12 protein-coding genes and 1 pseudogene are annotated in these 17,107 nt (G+C 64.8%); 12 read left to right on the forward strand and 1 reads right to left on the reverse strand.

Annotated elements, in window-relative coordinates; all coding sequences use genetic code 11:
- Window positions 1–5 precede the first annotated feature (5 nt).
- From QN413_RS08175 to arsH, 10 genes and pseudogenes are all read left to right on the forward strand, one after another.
- A pseudogene (locus QN413_RS08175) lies at window positions 6–996 on the forward strand (IS3 family transposase).
- 211 nt (window positions 997–1,207) lie between these two features.
- Window positions 1,208–2,125: a GNAT family N-acetyltransferase gene (locus QN413_RS08180; protein ID WP_323496128.1), complete on the forward strand. Its 918-nt coding sequence runs from the start codon at window positions 1,208–1,210 to the stop codon at window positions 2,123–2,125.
- Window positions 2,126–2,537: 412 nt separating this feature from the next.
- Window positions 2,538–4,214 (forward strand): ShlB/FhaC/HecB family hemolysin secretion/activation protein, encoded by a 1,677-nt coding sequence (locus QN413_RS08185; RefSeq protein WP_323496129.1) that lies wholly within the window; start codon window positions 2,538–2,540, stop codon window positions 4,212–4,214.
- A 15-nt stretch (window positions 4,215–4,229) separates the two neighbouring features.
- On the forward strand, window positions 4,230–7,490 hold the full coding sequence (locus tag QN413_RS08190) for a filamentous hemagglutinin N-terminal domain-containing protein (protein ID WP_323496130.1): 3,261 nt from the start codon (window positions 4,230–4,232) through the stop codon (window positions 7,488–7,490).
- Between the two features lie 6 nt (window positions 7,491–7,496).
- Complete coding sequence (locus QN413_RS08195; protein WP_323496131.1) at window positions 7,497–8,000, forward strand: hypothetical protein; 504 nt, start codon at window positions 7,497–7,499, stop codon at window positions 7,998–8,000.
- Window positions 7,997–8,386, forward strand: coding sequence for a hypothetical protein (locus QN413_RS08200; protein ID WP_323496132.1), 390 nt, complete (start codon window positions 7,997–7,999; stop codon window positions 8,384–8,386). Before QN413_RS08195 ends, QN413_RS08200 begins: the two co-directional genes overlap by 4 nt.
- Before the next feature lie 70 nt (window positions 8,387–8,456).
- The gene (locus QN413_RS08205; RefSeq protein ID WP_323496133.1) at window positions 8,457–8,780 is read left to right on the forward strand and encodes a metalloregulator ArsR/SmtB family transcription factor; all 324 of its coding nucleotides are present in this window, start codon (window positions 8,457–8,459) and stop codon (window positions 8,778–8,780) included.
- Window positions 8,774–10,054 (forward strand): arsenic transporter, encoded by a 1,281-nt coding sequence (locus QN413_RS08210; protein WP_323496134.1) that lies wholly within the window; start codon window positions 8,774–8,776, stop codon window positions 10,052–10,054. Before QN413_RS08205 ends, QN413_RS08210 begins: the two co-directional genes overlap by 7 nt.
- 30 nt (window positions 10,055–10,084) lie before the next feature.
- Window positions 10,085–10,516, forward strand: coding sequence for an arsenate reductase (glutaredoxin) (arsC, locus tag QN413_RS08215; protein ID WP_323496135.1), 432 nt, complete (start codon window positions 10,085–10,087; stop codon window positions 10,514–10,516).
- A complete protein-coding gene (gene arsH / locus QN413_RS08220; protein ID WP_323496136.1) occupies window positions 10,500–11,219 on the forward strand; it encodes an arsenical resistance protein ArsH in 720 nt (239 codons plus the stop codon). The genes arsC and arsH overlap by 17 nt, the downstream gene beginning before the upstream one ends.
- A 139-nt stretch (window positions 11,220–11,358) precedes the next feature.
- On the opposite strand, the gene QN413_RS08225 is transcribed toward arsH, so the two are convergent.
- Entirely contained in the window at window positions 11,359–14,985 is a 3,627-nt protein-coding gene (locus QN413_RS08225) for a patatin-like phospholipase family protein (RefSeq protein WP_323496137.1), read from the reverse strand.
- Window positions 14,986–15,286: 301 nt separating this feature from the next.
- On the opposite strand from QN413_RS08225, the gene QN413_RS08230 reads away from it, so the two are divergent.
- Together QN413_RS08230 and QN413_RS08235 are read left to right on the forward strand one after the other, a co-directional pair.
- Window positions 15,287–16,342 carry an acyl-CoA dehydrogenase gene (locus QN413_RS08230; protein ID WP_323496138.1) on the forward strand — a complete coding sequence of 352 codons (1,056 nt, stop codon included), beginning with the start codon at window positions 15,287–15,289 and terminating at the stop codon, window positions 16,340–16,342.
- Window positions 16,330–17,100, forward strand: a complete 771-nt coding sequence (locus tag QN413_RS08235; RefSeq protein WP_323496139.1) for a PIG-L family deacetylase — start codon at window positions 16,330–16,332, stop codon at window positions 17,098–17,100. Before QN413_RS08230 ends, QN413_RS08235 begins: the two co-directional genes overlap by 13 nt.
- Window positions 17,101–17,107 lie beyond the last annotated feature (7 nt).

Here is a 17,107-nt window from a genome sequence, read left to right on the forward strand (position 1 = left end):
CGCAGATGACGAAGACGGCAAGAGCGCGCTACACGTTCGAATTCAAGCAGGAGGCGGTGCGGCTGGCCGAGGGTGGTCAGAGCATCGCGGTAGCGGCACGCACTTTGGGGCTGGTCGAGTAAACCCTGTTCAATTGGGTCAAGGCCAAGCGCGAAGGCAAGCTCAGCGGGGCTGACAGCAAGGCCATGAGCGCCGAGCAGATGGAGATCAGCTGGCTGCGAGCCGAGCTGGCGCGCGTGAAGATGGAGCGCGACATCCTGGAAAAAGCGACGCCGTACTTCGCGAAAGCGCAGCGGTGAAGTACGCCTTCATTTAACGCCAACACCCACGCCACCGACGCGTGTGGCCGATCTCGGTGCAATGCCGGGTGCTGCGGATTGGCTTGGCGGGATATTGGTGCAAAAGCTCATGCAACGTCATGGCATCCGGGCCCGAGGCAAGCGCCGCTTCAAGGTCACAACCGACAGCAGGCAGGATCTGCCGATCTCGCCCAACCTGCTGAACCGCGAGTTCACCGTGCACGAGCCCGACCGGGTCTGGGCAGGCGGCATCACCTACATCGCCACCGACGAAGGCTGGTTGTTCCTGGCGGTGGCCAGGTGATCGGTTGGTCGCTGCGAAGCGACATGACGCGAGACATCGTGATCGATTCATTGCGCATGGCGTGGTTCAAGCGTCATCCGGGTAAGGAGACCGGGCTGATCTTCCACAGCGACAGGGGCACCCAACGCCAGCCACGACTTCAGGGCGATGCTGGCCGAGTACGGCATCACCAGCTCGATGAGCCGAAAGGGCAACTGCTGGGACAACGCTTGCAGTGAGACGTTCTTCGGGTCGTTGAAGGTGGAGCGGCTGCACGGCAAACGGTTCAAGACCCGGCGTGAGGCGAAGGACGAAACCATCGATTGGCTGCTCTGGTACAACCGCGACCGGCTGCACTCGACGCTGGCATACGTCAGCCCGATGCAGTTCGAGCAGGACTGGCTTGCCAATTAGCCACAGCAAGCCAACTCATGAACTCGGCTATGGGGTACGGATTCCAGGGGCAAGGTCACTAGACCGTTGTGCTCCACCCCTGGTTGCGTACTGGGCCAAACCTTGAATGAGACCTCATGGCGCCTATCAGGCCATAACCGGACAACCAATGGAAAACCTTCAACCTGGCCTTTGCTTGCGGCCATTTGCCGGCGACGAGGATTTTCCAGCGATGGCCGATGTGGCCAACGCAGTGTTTGCAACCGACAACATGGGATGGGTCCGAACGCCTGAACACATACGTCAAGACTACGCCCGGTTCACTGACTTCGACCCCGTTCGCGACATCATCATGGCCGAGGTAGACGGCAAGTTGATGGGCTACGTGCGCACCTCGCACTGGATCGACGAAAACGGCTTGCTAGCTCAAGGGCAGGTTGGTTTCGTACATCCGGCCTTCAGACGTCGCGGCTTCGGCACGGAGTTGTTGCGCTGGGTCGAGGAGCGACAACGTAAGGTTGCGCGCCATCACGAAGCTGTATTCGTACATCACGTTTTCGTGACCGAAGGCGAAATAAGCCGCGTAGCAATGCTGCGTAGGGCTGGCTACGTATCCGTGCGCCACTTTCTGCTCATGGAGCGAGAAACGCTCGCTGACATACCTGATGTAGCACTGCCCGAGGGCTTCGAGGTGCGTCCGGTGCATCCGGATCATTTGCGCGCGATCTTCGATGCCCACATGGAAGCTTTGCAAGGACACTGGGGCGTCGCACCGCCAAAGCTAGGCGACTTTGAGCGCTGGACCACGCTGCCGACTTTCCAGCCGCACCTGTGGCAAGTGGCATGGCACGTTGAGAGCGGGCGGGTGGCCGGACAGGTCAAGCCCTTTATCAATGAAGAGCAGAACCTGACACAGAACCGTCGGCGCGGTGAAACTGAATTTATCAGTGTCGGCGCACCATGGCGTCGGCGTGGCTTGGCGCGCGCCCTTATCGCCAAGGCACTCCATGCACAACGCGATGCTGGCATGAGCGAGTCCGTGTTGGGCGTAGACGCCGACAACGCACACGACGCCGCACGACTCTATGAAAGCTGTGGCTTTCGCGTGACCCGGCGCAACATGGTCTTGCGCAAACCTTTGGTTGGATAACAAGGCGGCCATCGGCCAGAAACAGACGTTTTATCTGCCCTCGCAGGGCACGACGAGAAGCGGATCACGATCTCCCCAGGCTCTCTCAGCCCCATCAAATACCGGGCGAGTTTCGGACACGAGTGAGAAAAGTCGCCTGCATGAGCCACTGCACAACTTTCACCGCCCAGAACGAAGCGCCCGCATGTTACCGTTGGTAACTTTTGTCAGGTGCGCTGGTTCGCGCTGAAAACGGGTTTCGCACGTTCTCCTATCGAGCAAGGAAAGACGCCGACGGATTGGGGCCGGTTCTTTGAACGTGTCAGAAGGCGGGAGGCAAGGGTCGCGGCTCATGGTTGCTCCAGCGTTGGCTCTTGTGCGACTTCAACAATCACGGCGGCCGTCGTTCACGCCGCCATCCGTAAAAGATGCGATGAATTCATGCAGTTTCCCGTTGGCGTCGCGACTGACGACGCTGGCCCTTTGCGCGCTTGCCTGTTCTGCGGTCCAAGCGGCCGAACCGGCTCCTTCCGCTGCGGTACCAAGATTCGAGATCTCGCGCTATCTGGTCGAGGGCAACACGCTGGTCTCCAGCGAGTCAATCGCTCTCGCGCTGGCGCCCCTGACCGGCGCGCAACGTGAATTCAGCGACGTGCAGCGTGCCGTGGACGCCATCGAGGGCGTGTACATCCAGGCCGGCTACACCGCCGTGAAGGTGACTGTCCCCGAGCAGGAACTCGTCGGCGGAACCATCAGGATCAGCGTCGTCGAGGCCGTGGTGACCTCGGTCACCGTCGTCGGCAACGAGCACTTCACGACCGAAAACATCCGCGCGAGCATGAAGCTGAAGACCGGCGCGCCGCCGCGCCTGGGCGAGCTCTCGGAATCGATCCAGTTGGCCAACGACAACCCGGCCAAGCAGATCTCGGTGTCGATGGCGGAAGGCGCGTTGCCCGGCACGATCGACGCGAAGGTGTCCGTGGTCGACTACAACCCGCTGCGCATCATCGCCACGGTGGACAACACGGGCACGGCCAGCAGCGGCCAGTGGCGCACCGGCGTCGCGATCCAGCATGCCAACCTGTTTGGCCTCGACCATGTGGGCACGCTGGCCTACACGACTTCGCCCGACAGCCCGTCCGGCCAGAAACTGGGCGTGTATTCGGTGGGCTACCGGATCCCGCTGTACAACCTGGGCGACAGCCTGGACCTGGTTTACGGCCGGTCGAGCGTCAATTCGCCATCGAGCTCGCCCACGCTCGGCGGCGTGCTGGGCCTCACCGGAAAGGGCGAGACCGTCGGCATCCGCTACAACCATTTTCTCGGGCGCACCGGAGAAAGCACCGCCAAGATCGTCTTCGGCTTCGACCGCAGGAGCATCGACTCGCGCTGCGACGTCAACGGCCAGCCCATCAGCATCGCCGGTCCGACGCCGCCGGTGGCCTCGTGCGTGCCGTACACGACGACACCGCTCAGCGTCACGTACATCTCTCAGCGCGAGGGCGTGGACCAGTCGATCAACTACAACATCGGCCTGTCGCGCAACATGGCCAGCGGCCAGCGCTTCACCAACCTGGACGGCCGCACCGACCGCTACTCGTACCTGACGCCGGGCAACCGCGACACGCGCGACGGCTTCGTGGTCGCGCACGGCGCCGTCAACTTCCTGCAGGCCTTGCCGGGCGGGTGGCAAGTGCGTCTGGCCGGCAACGCCCAGCTGACCGACACGCCGCTGGTGGCCAGCGAACAATTCGGCCTCACCGGCGCGAACGCGGTGCGAGGCTTCGACGAGCGCGCGGTGGTTGCCGACAGTGGCCTGGTGCTCAGCGCCGAGCTCTACACACCCGAACTGAGCCCTCGACTTGGCCTGCCAGGCAACCTCCGCGGCCTGGCGTTCGTGGATGCCGGGTACGGCGCCAACCACAAGGCCGCGGGCACCTATTTGCCGAGCAGCACGAACGTCGCCAGCGCCGGCGTAGGCACGCGCTACAGCCTGAGTCGCGACTTCAGCGTCCGGCTGGACGTGGCCCGCGTGCTTGAGTCGGGCAGTTCTTTCATCGAGAAGCGCGGCGACTGGCGCACCCATCTGAGTGCGATGTTCGCGTTCTGAAAAGGAAGACAGCCAATGAATACCGAATCCTTCAAGCTCCGCTTCCTGCCGCTGGTGGTCGCGGCCATCTGTGCCGGCGGGGCCGGCGGCGCGCTGGCCCAGATCGCAGCGGGCGCACTGCCCACGGGCGGCACCGTCGTTGGCGGCCAAGCCTCCATCGTGCAGAACGGCACGACGCTCAACATCAACCAGACGACCAACCAGGCGCTGGTCAATTTCTCGACCTTCAACGTCGGCTCGGGCGCGCTGGTCGACATTCGCCAGCCGGGCGCCGCAGCAGCGCTGCTGGCGCGAGTGACCGGCGGTGACCCGTCGCAGATCTACGGGCAGATCCGGGCGAATGGCGCGCTCTGGCTGATCAACCCGTCGGGCATCCTGGTGGGGCAAGGCGCGCGCATCGACGTAGGCAGCTTCATTGCCAGCACGCTGGGCGTGAGCGACACGGATTTCCTGGCCGGACGCCTCAACTTCACGTCGCCAGCAAATGGTGGCGGTGCCGGCGCAGTGCGCAACGCCGGCACCATCAACGCCGCCAGCGGCGGCAGTATCTACCTGGTCGCGCCAAAGGTAGAGAACAGCGGCATGCTGAACGCGCCCAAGGGGGAAGTGATCCTCGCGGCCGCGCAGAACGTGCAGCTGATCGACACCGGCCATCCCGGTGTCACCGTGGAACTCACCGGCACCAAGGGCGACGTGAATAACCTCGGACGCATCGTCGCCGACGCCGGCCGCATCGGCCTGGCCGCGGGACTGGTGACCAACGCAGGCACGGTCAGCGCGAGCAGCGCCGAAAGCGTGGGCGGCCGCGTGTTCCTGCGCGCCACCGACCTGAAGACAACCTCGACGTCGGACATCAGCGCCAACGGAACCTCCGGGGGCAACGTGGTCCTGTCCGCGGACAACACCAACATCGACGGGCGCATCTCGGCCACGGGCAGCAACGGTCCCGGTGGATTTTTGGACACGTCTGGGCACCTCAGCCTGAACGTCAAGCACGCGCCGATCGTGGGCAAGGGCGGCGAATGGCTGATCGACCCTAGCAACCTGGTGGTCGTGGCGGGCGGCGGTGGGGCGGACCTGAACAACGGTGGTGTCGTCACGTCGACCGAGACGGGGACGACGGTCGGGGCCGACGTGATCACGGCGCAACTGAACCAGGGCACGAGCGTGTCGCTGGTAACCGGTGCCGGTGGCGCGGGCGTGGGCAACATCGTGGTCAACGCCGCTATCGCCAAGACCGCGGGCGACTACGCCCGGTTGACGCTGAGGGCGCACAACGACGTCACCGTCAACGCGCCCATCACCAGCACTTCGGGCGCGCTCGACCTCGACCTGAAGAACAATTTTTTCGGCGGCACCAGCGAGGGCGGCCACGTGGCCACAGTCAACGCCAATGTGAATCTGAATGGTGGTCGCCTCGACGTCTCGCAAGGCGAGGCCCTGGGCAACGGCACGCTGAACATCACCGGCGGCACCACGACGCTGGGCGCGGGTTCGTCCATCAACGCCGCGTCGGTGAATGTGCAAACGGGTGGCCGCGTGTCGATCGATTCCGAGCAGACCCTCAAGGGCGCCTGGAACAATGCCGGTCAGATTGACATCGTGAACAACGGCTCAATCAACCTGGTCAATCCGATGGAGCCGGCCACGAGCCTCACGAACACCGGCCGCATCACCCTGTCGGGCAGCAACGGTTTCGCATTGACCGGCGCCACCGATGGGGGGAGCCTGATCAACAACGGCGACATCGTCAAAACGTCGACCGGCGCCCAGCAGATCACGGGGTTGACCAACGGCCCGACAGGCCGCCTCATCGTCGACGCCGGCAAGCTCACTCTTGACCAAAGCACCCTGGGTGGCCACGCCACCGTGGCGCCGTCCTCCACGCTGGTGCTGAGCGACTCGAATGTGGCCGGCGGTGTCGACATCATTGGCGCGGGCGCCATGGTGTGGTCGGGCAACGTGACCCTGCTGGGCGACGTGACGCTGGGCGCGACCGCGCCGACGTTGAGCGACGACCCCGGTCGCTTTTTCACGTTCATCCGGGGCTCGGGCTACAAGCTCACGACATACGGCCTGGTGAACGTCGTCAAGAACCTGGTGCTGGACAGTGGCGCGACCTGGGAAAACTTTGGCACGGTCACCGTCGGCCCGGCTTCGCCAAGCGTGCTGGCCTTCAACCTGAGCGCGGTCTTCAACAACAAGTCGGGCGGCGTCGTGGACGTGCGGGACGGCTCGCGCCTCGAGCTCGCAACCACGACGGTGATCAACAACGAAGCCGGCGCGTTGCTGAAGGTCGACTCTACCGGCACCGGTGCGTTCAGCGGTGGAAACCAAGGCCAGTTGCTCAACGCGGGCACGCTCGTCAAGACCGGCAGCGGCACGACGCCGGCACCGCTCACGAACCTCGCCGGTGGCGTGCTGAAGATCGAAGGCGGCTCTTTCGGCGTCGCGTTCACTCAAGCCAACGCCAACGCCGGCACCATCGAGATCGCATCGAGCGCGACGCTGCTCAGCAACAACGGCGTGGACCTCTACAACGCAGGAACGATCCGCGGCACCGGCACGATCAACATCAACGGCGAAGGCGGCAAGCTGGTCAACAACGGCGTCGTTGCGCCTGGCGGTTCCGACCAGATCGGCACGCTGACCCTCAACGGCCAATACACGCAGGGCCCGATGGGTGCGTTGAACATCCGCCTGGCCGACGCCACGTCCGATCAATTCAATGTGAACGGTGCTGTGCAACTGGCGGGCGCGGTGAATGTCTCGACCCTGCGTGGCGGCATGCCGACCAACGGCGCTGTGGCCGACTTCCTGGTCGCCAGCTCAGGCCGCACCGGCACGTTTTCGCAAGTCAACACGACACCGGTAGTCACCCCGGAGACGACCGGCACGCTGTCGGTGATCTACCCCGCATCCGGAAGTACGGTGGCGCAGGTGAAGGCGACGACAGCACCGACAACGCCGGTGGTCACGACGCCGGTGGTCACGACACCTGTGACGCCAGTTGTTGAACAGCCGGTCAGCATCTGTTCGATCGCGCCTGATTCGGCGCTCTGCATCGTGCTGTCGCCGCCGTCGCCGTCAAAGCCGGTCGTGCCGGTCCTGCAGGTCATGAACGAGGTGATCAAGACCGTCGCACCGAACGCTTACGCCAACCTCGAGCCACAAACCGCCCAGGGCATTTCCACAAGCGTCGCCCAGGAAGTTGCAGCCGCAAACGACAAAACCGGCACGAAAAACGAGCCCGTCAAAAAGATGTACTGCAACTGAAGCCCTATGAAAAACACCGCCAAATTTTTCGCTGCGCGCTTAACAGCCATGTCTATCCTGGCCGCGGTCTGCTCGCAAGCGAGCATGGCCCAACCGTCCCAAGCCCAGTCCGTTCAAACCGCCGACAGCGCGCCGATCGTCGCCAGCATCACCACGCTGTCCGGTCTGGTGGTCGCGCGCGGCACCCAGGGCTCGACCAAGATGCTGGCCGTCGGCTCGACGGTGCGCGAGGGCGACACCCTCACGACGGAATCGAAGGGGTACGCGCTGGTGAAGTTCACCGACGGCGCCGAGATCCTGATGAAGCCGGACACCGTGATCTCGCTCAACCGCTTCGCCTACGACCCGGCGCAGCCGCAGCTGGACCGCTCGATCGTCGAACTGGTGCAGGGCGGCTTTATCAGCACGCCAGGGGCACTGGGCAAACGCAGCCCCGGCTCGACGGTGATCAAAACTTCCAAGGGCGACCTGCAAGGCGCCGGAACCCTCAACCTGATCCTGCAGCCATGAAAAAATCTCTCATCCTGATGGCACTGCTGTCGACCTTGGGTGCCGCCGCGCCGGCCATGGCCACTACGTTCGTAGGCCAGTACGCGCCACCCACGGCCACAGGCAGAACTACGGCTCCGTCACCAGCAGCGACGGGCGCTGCCATTCTTACGCCCGGTCTTTATCTCCAAGTGTTGGACGGACTCATCCATGTGACGAACCCTGCCGGTTCGCAGTCATTTTCCGCAGGGCAGTTCGGCTACACATCGAGCTTCCAGCAACCACCAGTCGTTCTCCCCCGCAATCCCGGCATGCAGTTCACGCCGCCACCGGCGTTCAATAGTTCTACGGGGCCCTCGACCCCCGCCGCTGTAAGAAGCAGCAGTGTCGATTGCGAAGTCCGTTGAATTTGAGCGGGCTCGCGCCGCGTCGCATAACCTTCATAAAACGATTCAATGGTTCAACTATCATTGAATAATGAATTCTGAAGCCGTTGTTCGCTCTCTTGCCGCCTTGGCCCAACCCGTGCGGTTGCAAGTTTTCCGTTGCCTGGTCGTCGCTGGTCCCGGAGGATTGACACCGGGGGCGCTTGTAGAGGCCATCGGAGTTCCGGCAACCGGCCTGTCGTTTCACCTCAAGGAGCTGACGCATGCCGGACTCGTTTCCCAAGAACGTCAGGGCCGCAACCTGATCTACCGCGCGGCCTTCGATCAGATGAGCGCACTGCTCGACTACCTGACCGATAACTGCTGTGAAGGCGAACCCTGCCTTCCATCGAGCACGGCTGTCTGCGCATGCTGACAGCGGTTCTTCTGTTCGTTTGCACTCTCACCCTGGTCATCTGGCAACCGAGGGGCTTGGGCATTGGTTGGAGCGCTTCGCTCGGGGCTGTGATCGCCCTGGTTCTGGGTGTTGTTCACCTCAGCGACATCGCCGTCGTATGGAGCATCGTCTGGAACGCCACCGCCACCTTCGTGGCTGTGATCATCATCAGCCTGCTACTCGACGAAGCCGGCTTCTTCGAATGGGCGGCGTTGCACGTCGCGCGCTGGGGAGGCGGCCGAGGGCGCCTTCTCTTCGCCTTGATCGTCTTGCTCGGCGCGGCGGTGTCGGCACTGTTCGCCAACGACGGCGCCGCGCTGATCCTGACGCCGATCGTCATGGCCATGCTCATCGCCCTGAGCTTCACGCCGGCCGCGACGCTTGCCTTCGTGATGGCCGCAGGCTTCATCGCCGACACCGCCAGCCTGCCGCTGATCGTCTCGAACTTGGTGAACATCGTCTCGGCCGATTTCTTCAAGATCGGCTTTGACGAATACGCTGCGGTGATGGTCCCGGTCAACGTGGCCTCGGTGCTGGCAAGCCTGGTCGTGCTGCTGCTGTACTTCCGCGGTGACATCCCCGCGACCTACGACGTGGTGCAGCTCAAGACGCCCTCCGCCGCGATCAAGGACCGGGCAACTTTCGGCGCTGGCTGGGTCGTGCTCGTCCTCCTGCTGGTCGGGTTTTTTGCCCTGGAGCCGCTGGGTGTGCCGGTGAGCGCAGTCGCCTCCGTCGCTGCTGCGCTGCTGCTTGCCGTGGCTGCGCGCGGTCACGTGATCAGCACGCGCAAAGTCCTGCGCAACGCGCCGTGGCAGATCGTGATCTTCTCGCTGGGCATGTACCTGGTGGTCTACGGCCTGCGCAACGCGGGCCTGACCGACCGCATCGCCGGCCTGCTGAACATCTTTGGGCAAGGCGGCATCTGGGGCGCGGCAATCGGCACCGGCTTCCTCACGGCGCTGCTGTCCTCGGTGATGAACAACATGCCAACCGTGCTGATTGGTGCCCTGTCGATCGAGGCCTCCACCGCTACCGGGGTGGTGAAAGAAGCCATGATCTATGCCAACGTCATCGGCTGCGACCTTGGCCCGAAGATCACGCCCATCGGCAGCCTGGCGACGCTGCTCTGGTTGCATGTGCTGGCCAAGAAAGGTACGACCATCTCCTGGGGCTACTACTTCAAGGTCGGCCTCGTGCTGACCGTGCCGGTGCTCTTTGTGACTTTGGCCGCACTCGCTCTGCGCCTGAGCTGAGCAATGCGCCCATCTTTTGCTCCCGACCCAATGACTCACATCACGATCTATCACAACCCCGATTGCGGTACTTCCCGCAACGTGCTCGCGCTCATCCGCAACTCCGGCGAGGAGCCAGAGGTGATCGAGTACCTCACGAATCCACCCGATCGAGCGACGCTTGATCAATTGTTGGCGGCGATGGACATGCCAGTGCGCGACGTGCTGCGACAGAAGGGCACGCCCTACGACGACCTCGGCCTGGGTGATTCGAAGTGGACTGATGCGCAGCTCGTCGGCTTCATGCTGCAGCACCCGATCCTTATCAACCGTCCCATCGTGGTCACGCCACTCGGCACCCGGCTGTGCCGTCCTTCGGAAGCGGTGCTCGACATCCTGCCGCAGCCGCAGCAGGCAGCGTTTGCCAAGGAAGACGGCGCCGCGGTGATCGACGCGAAGGGGCAGCGTGTCGACAAGGCCTGACCTCCCGAACATCGATGCAGAGCTGTTCCACAGAGCAGATCTGCAGCAGCTGCATCCAACCGAGCGCTCCATGCACGCACCGCGCATCCTTCTGCTCTACGGATCGCTGCGCGAGCGCTCCTACAGCCGGCTGCTGACCGAGGAAGCTGCACGTTTGCTGCAGGCCCTCGGCGCGGAAGCACGCATCTTCGACCCGCGGGGCTTGCCAATGCCGGACGACGCGCCAGAAGACCATCCGAAGGTGCAGGAGCTGCGCGACCTGGCGCAATGGTCCGAAGGCATGGTTTGGACCTCGCCCGAGCGACACGGTGCCATGACCGGCATCATGAAAGCACAGATCGACTGGATTCCTCTGGCCATCGGCGCGGTCCGGCCCACGCAAGGCAAGACGCTCGCGGTGGTGGAGGTATCGGGCGGATCACAGTCCTTCAATGCCGTCAACCAGCTGCGGGTGCTGGGGCGCTGGATGCGCATGATCACCATCCCGAACCAGTCGTCAGTCGCGAAGGCGTTCATGGAGTTTGACGATGCGGGCCGCATGAAGCCCTCTTCGTACTACGAGCGAGTCGTCGACGTAATGGAAGAATTGGTGAAGTTCACCCTGCTCACGCGCGACTCGGCTGCCTATCTGGTGGACCGCTACAGCGAACGAAGGGAGAGCGCCGAGCAACTTTCCAAGCGGGTCAACCAGCGATCGATCTGATGCCTCTGTCCAGCGGCTCTTCCGTCGCTGTTGCTTGCTCAGCTAAACACCATATGCCACCGTGGAGCGATCCCGGCCCTTGATGACGGCGAGGAACACACCTTGCGCAAGCGGCGATGGCAGACGCCTCGAAGAAGCGTCAACGCCCTGCCCCGCTCCCACCCGTCTGCGAATACAACGCCGGCCGTGGCAACCAGACCTCGATCGTCCCCGGTGCGCCATTCAGTCGACTCGGCAACGCCGCCACGCGCCACTTGCCCGACGGCGGCTTGGCGGTTTGCGCCAACGCATCTGCACACGCGCGCAGACTGGCGTCGTGATACAGGATGGTCGGGACAGGATGGCCTTCGGGGGGCGAGCGGCCAGCGGTGCGTGCGCTGGCGAGCACGTCTTCGATCGGCGGCACCGAAGCACCCAACGCGCGCCACGCAGGTCGGAAAGCACGGGCAGCATCGCGCGATTCAGGACCGAAGATCTGGATGTAGACCAGCGCGCCGCTGCACGCGGTCGATGACGGCGGTGGGCGTTGCGTCTCTCGTACGGCAGCGGTGATGGGTGGCGTCGCCGAGCCGACCGGCTCAGGCCCAGTCGCCGACGGGGTCGGTATCCGCGAAGGCAAAGGTAGCGGCTCAGGCGCCGCACCCGCCCCCCGAAACGCCACGCGCCGCGCATCGAACGGCGCCCGAAGCCGGGTCCATAACGCCTCGGCAAAAGAACCCGCGCCTGCGCCCAGGCCGCTGCAGTTCGACTGCGCCGGCGTCACGCCGGTGTAGTCGCGCGCCCAGTAGCGCGGTGCGCAGGCCGTCGACGGCGCGGGTTGCAGGCAACCGATGTCGTTGTCGGGGCTGAGCAATCGCGCGCACGCCGGGCTGACGCTCACTTTGTCTGGATCGACCGGTGTACCGATGCCGACGCCCGCGTTCTCCAGTTCTTGTGCGCAGGCCTTCTTTGCATCGTCGACGATGTGCACCGACAACCTGAAGTTCGCCAGAAAGTTGTCGCTGCCCGATCGGCACAACAGGTCGCCCGTGCGCAGCAGTTCGCCGGCCAACGACGAAGGCGCTTCGCCCGGCGGTGCGTTGATTCGAAGCTTGGCCCAGCGGTCGGTCAGGTCCTTGAACGCGGCTGCCTCTGCGCTTTGCTTTTGCGCGGCCTGCGTGCGCCAGCTGTCGATGCCCTGCCATGCCGCGACGCCGAAGGTGGCGGCAGTGCCGATACCGATCGATGCCGTCACCGCACCTGCTTTGAGCACGCGCGCCTGCAGCCGGCTGACGGTGGCGACGGCGCCATTCGCGCCACCGGCGCCGGTCGCTGCGGCCGCATTGGCCGCGTTCACCGCGCTGACGGCGTTCGCATGTGCCAGCGCCGGCCCGATCTGCCCGTCGTCGATCTTGAACAGGTCGTGCGTGCCGTGAGCGATGCGCGACAGCATCTCGCCATCGAGCCTGTTGCCGATTTCAGCACCGAGCCTGAAGTAGCTTTCCCACTGCGCTTCGTCGAAGAACTGATCGGTTGTGGGCTGTTGCGGAAAGAGCGGATTCGCCGCCTTGAAGTTGACGAGGTCGACCGGCAGCTCGGCCGACATGTTGGGCTTGACCAGGACCATGTGGCCGCGCAGGCCGCTCTCATAGTCGATGCGCGCCAGGGCGAGGCACGCTTGGCTGTTGGTAGATGCCAGGTCATTGAGCGAGCCGAACACGCCGACGTAGGGCCAGTCGGCATCGACGCACGGCTTCAACAGAACGATGTCGGCGCTGAGGTCGATGCGGGCGCGGCGGATGAGATTTTCAAGATCGTTGAAGCGGTAGTTGGGGTCGGCGCCGCAGTCGGCCACGACGATGAGTTCGGCCTCCTGCCGCAGCAGCGCATACACGCCGGTATTTTCGAAATGACCGCCGTCGCTCAGATACCAGTTGGCCGATCCGCTGCCCGGAAAAGCACCGAAGCATTCGAACAGCATGAAGCGCGTCTTCATCAGGAAGGTCGTCGCATGCCGCGCCGCACCAACCTGCAGAATGCCGGCCTTCGCGCTGTTCCACCAATAGCCCAGCCGCAGTCCCGCGAACACCGACAGTGCCGCGATGCCGCGCTTCGTCATGCGACCCAGTCCGGGTGCAAACGCCGCGCCGGAGATGGCAGTCCAGGCGCCTACCGTGAGCGCGGCCTCGCCCCGCGCCTTGGCCCAGGGCGCGCCGACCGCCTGCATCCAGCCCAGCGGGCCGATGGTCAACGGCAGGCTCTTGCGATCGCGGTTGAAGAGCTTCTGCTTGGGGTCGTGCGTCTGGTTGATGCACACGTTGATGAAGTGCACAGGTCCGCCGAAGCGGTGCGGCGCGTACTTGAGTTGCGCCAGATCGTCGTCGTCGTCGACCGAGCCGACCGGCACCTCCGGCGGCGACAACGCCGACAGCCCGTCGAGCGGATTGGCGCCCAGCCGATGCTTGTTGGCCGCACCCAGATAGCCGCGCACGATGCGCGCCTTGTAGAACATGTGCAGCGACGACAAATTGAGAAACGCGAAGTTGCGCCCCGTCATCCACGCATAGCCGAAGACGACGACGAATATCGTCGCAAGCCAGACCCAGCCCCGCGAAAACTCCAGCCCATCTTCAGTGAACACGGAGAGCAGCACGCCCGCGTAGAGCACCGCGATCCACCATGCGGCGAGGCAGAAAGCGACGATCAATCCGAACAAGCTTCCGAGCGTCATCAGCAGCTGACGGCCAACGCCGGGCAACTCGCTCTTGCCGCTGTAGAGCATGGGCAACACACCGCGCAGCGCGGCCGCGCCGATCAGCAGCACGCCGCCATAAGAGGCCCGCGTTTCGCGCGTTTCCGCGGCCAGCCACCAGGCACTGCGATCGAGTGCGCCGAGCAATCCGAGCACCAGCATCAGGTACAGCATCGAGGCCAGCGTGTCGGTGAGTTCATTGCGCATCGCGGCCGCCACGCATCCGCGCAGGGTGCGATAGAGCACCCATCCGAGCGCGATCACCCAGGTTGCCGCGAAGCCGCCGAAAGCCGGCACCAGCCACACCGGCGCGCTGTATTGCAGCTCCAGCGTCGGGCCGACATAGAACGCGGCGCCAAAGAGCGCGCACCACAGCGCCATCATGCCGACGATGGCCCAAACAGACGGCCGGTCGCGCACCGACCAGTACGCATCGGCCAGCACGATCGACAGCGCCCAGGGCACCAGCATCATCAGCCAAAGCGTGGGCAGTTGCGTGGCCCAGCGCACCGGCGCGATGACCGTCTCGGCGTTGTCGAGATCGACGGTGCGTGCCATCGCTTCCCACAGGCCCAGGTCGACACAGGCGAGCCCCAGGCCGATGAGGCACGCCGCAATCGCGATCTCGATGTGCGTGCCGAGCAGATTGCGCAGGTACAACGCGACAGCGAAGAGCGTGTCGCGCATGCCGCCCGGGATCAGGTAGCGCCCATTGCTGCGCAGCCACCAGCCGAAGCGCACGTTGTCGACTTCGGCAAAGGCGCCTTCTACCGCGCGCACTTCGTCCGGCGTGGTGGCGCGCGTGCACAGGCGGCCGAAGGTCGAGCCGATGTAGCCGCCGCCAGAAACCGTCGAAAGCAAATCGAATCTGAGGAGTTGTCTTCGCTGCGCAAGCGCCTTCAGCATGCCCAGGCAGAAGGTAGCGCTCCGGATGCCGCCGCCCGACAAGGCAAGACCCCACGGCCGGCGCCCGTCGTCGGTGCCTTCGAGTGCGACGCGGCGCTCCGCGACCAGCTGCTTGATGGTGTCGTCCATCCGGGTCCTCGTTGTCCAGCGCGGGATGTTTTCATGGGCCGCTCCAAGCGGCAATGCGTCGGACGGCCTATGACCAATGTGGGAGATTCGGCAACGTATCTACAGCCGTCGGCGCCAGGCGCATCGCATGGGCTAAGGACCTACGACATGGCCGATGCGCCGCCCTACAAACGGCGGCGCGCTGCGCCGACGGGACGCGTTCGAACGCACACGTACGGTCTTTCCACTTCGCGGGCAACTCAAAGCTCACGCCGCTGCGCAACACGACAACCAGACAACAAAGAGACCGAGGGACCACCCCATGCTTGCTCCCGTGACCGACGACCGATTCGAGCGCCTGCAAAAGCAATATGGCCACGATCTGACGCTGGCAGCGCTGGTCGAAGCTGGCGCAGATCGGCTGCCCCTGCCGGGCGCGGGCGAAACGTTGAAGCGGTGGCGAGCACTCGCGGCGGTCGCGGCGCACGATCTCTCTCTGGTCAAGCTGTTCGAAGGTCACACCGATGCGCTCGCCATCCTGGCGGAACTCGGAGGCGACGCGCCGGACGGCTCACTGTGGGCGACCTGGTGTGCCGAGCCACCGGACGCTCGCGTCGCTTTCGAAGCGCACGGTAGCTCTTCACGATCCCCCGCGACTTCGGCTTCGTCGCTGTCCCCGACAGATGCCGCTTCTCCGACTCTGCGCCTTCACGGAACCAAGGCGTGGTGCTCCGGTGCGGCAAGCGTCACGCACGCCGTCGTCAGCGGATGGAACGCTGCCGGCGAGCCCTGCGTCGCTGCGGTGTCCCTGCAGCAACCGGGCGTCACGGTGACAGAACAAGGCTGGCACGCCGTCGGCATGGCGGGCAGCGCGAGCGTCGATGTCCGCTTCGATGGCGCGCATGCCACGCAACTCGGCCAGCCCGGTGACTACACGCGACGTACCGGCTTTTGGCATGGCGGCGCCGGCATCGCTGCGTGCTGGTACGGCGGCGCCTGGGGCATTGCCCGAACCGTGCACGAGCGTTCAGGTGGCAGCAAGGCACCGCACCAGCTGGCGCACCTCGGCGCCATCGATGTGGCGCTGGCAGGTGCCGCGGCGGTACTGCGGGAATCGGCGGAGTGGATCGACACGCATCGCGATGCCGATGCACAGGCCGTCGCCATGCGTGCGCGGCTGGTGGTCGAGCATGCCGCCGAAGAAGTGATCCACCACGCGGGCCGCGCACTCGGCGCCGGGCCGCTGTGCCGCGACGCTCGCTTCGCCCGCGCCATGGCCGACTTGCCGGTGTTCCTGCGACAAAGCCACGCTGAGCGCGATCTGGCCTCGCTCGGCGCGCTGGCGCTGGAATCGAAAGCCGCGTCATGGATGCTGTGATCTCCGTGCCAAACGACCGCGCCATCGAAGGCGTCGGCACCACTGAAGCCGAATGGCTGGGCTGGCCGCGCCTGACGCAACTGCCCGCCCTGACGGCCAGCGAGATGGTGCCGCACGGCGCACGTGCAGTGGTGGTGGCGCCGCATCCGGACGACGAAATCCTGGCGGTTGGCGGGCTGCTCGCGCAGCTCGCCCGGCTCGGCACACCCGTGTTGATCGTCGCCGTCACCGACGGCACTGCGAGCCATGTCGGCTCTACCGAATGGCCGGTAGAACGGCTGGTGCGCGAGCGGCCGCATGAAAGCCGGATCGCATTGAATCGGCTCGGCATCGCTACCGAGCCCGTGCGACTCGGCCTGCCCGATGGCCAGATCGAGGGCTATCGCGATTTGCTCGCTGAACGGCTTGCGCCGCTGCTCACGGCCGACGACGTGCTCTTCACCACCTGGCGCCGCGACGGCCATCCGGACCATGAAGCCACCGGCGATGCCTGTTCCGTGGCATCGCTGCACAGCGGTGCACGCCTGATCGAGGTGCCGGTGTGGGCGTGGCATTGGGCCAAGCCCGCCGACACGCGTCTCCCCTGGAGTCGGGCGCGCCGCATCGTGCTCGATGCCGATGCTGCCGAGCGCAAACGCCATGCCGTGCAGGCCTTCAGGAGCCAGCTCTTGCCCGACGCGTCGACCGGAGCCGGACCGATCCTTCGCAGCACGACGGTCGCACGCGCGGCTCGCCCGTTCGAGGTGGTCTTCGAATGACCGCGCC

Origin of the sequence: Variovorax sp. LG9.2, assembly GCF_035018885.1 — a bacterium.
Lineage (GTDB): Bacteria > Pseudomonadota > Gammaproteobacteria > Burkholderiales > Burkholderiaceae_C > Variovorax.

What these genes read in the sequence shown, in the direction of transcription:
- QN413_RS08230 (WP_323496138.1), top strand. Translation starts at nt 15,287, where the DNA reads ATGCTTGCTCCCGTGACCGACGACCGATTCGAGCGCCTGCAAAAGCAA.
- QN413_RS08190 (WP_323496130.1), top strand. Translation starts at nt 4,230, where the DNA reads ATGAATACCGAATCCTTCAAGCTCCGCTTCCTGCCGCTGGTGGTCGCG.
- arsC (WP_323496135.1), top strand. Translation starts at nt 10,085, where the DNA reads ATGACTCACATCACGATCTATCACAACCCCGATTGCGGTACTTCCCGC.
- QN413_RS08180 (WP_323496128.1), top strand. Translation starts at nt 1,208, where the DNA reads ATGGCCGATGTGGCCAACGCAGTGTTTGCAACCGACAACATGGGATGG.
- QN413_RS08225 (WP_323496137.1), bottom strand. Translation starts at nt 14,985, where the DNA reads ATGGACGACACCATCAAGCAGCTGGTCGCGGAGCGCCGCGTCGCACTC.
- QN413_RS08205 (WP_323496133.1), top strand. Translation starts at nt 8,457, where the DNA reads ATGAATTCTGAAGCCGTTGTTCGCTCTCTTGCCGCCTTGGCCCAACCC.
- QN413_RS08200 (WP_323496132.1), top strand. Translation starts at nt 7,997, where the DNA reads ATGAAAAAATCTCTCATCCTGATGGCACTGCTGTCGACCTTGGGTGCC.
- QN413_RS08185 (WP_323496129.1), top strand. Translation starts at nt 2,538, where the DNA reads ATGAATTCATGCAGTTTCCCGTTGGCGTCGCGACTGACGACGCTGGCC.
- QN413_RS08235 (WP_323496139.1), top strand. Translation starts at nt 16,330, where the DNA reads ATGGATGCTGTGATCTCCGTGCCAAACGACCGCGCCATCGAAGGCGTC.
- QN413_RS08195 (WP_323496131.1), top strand. Translation starts at nt 7,497, where the DNA reads ATGAAAAACACCGCCAAATTTTTCGCTGCGCGCTTAACAGCCATGTCT.
- QN413_RS08210 (WP_323496134.1), top strand. Translation starts at nt 8,774, where the DNA reads ATGCTGACAGCGGTTCTTCTGTTCGTTTGCACTCTCACCCTGGTCATC.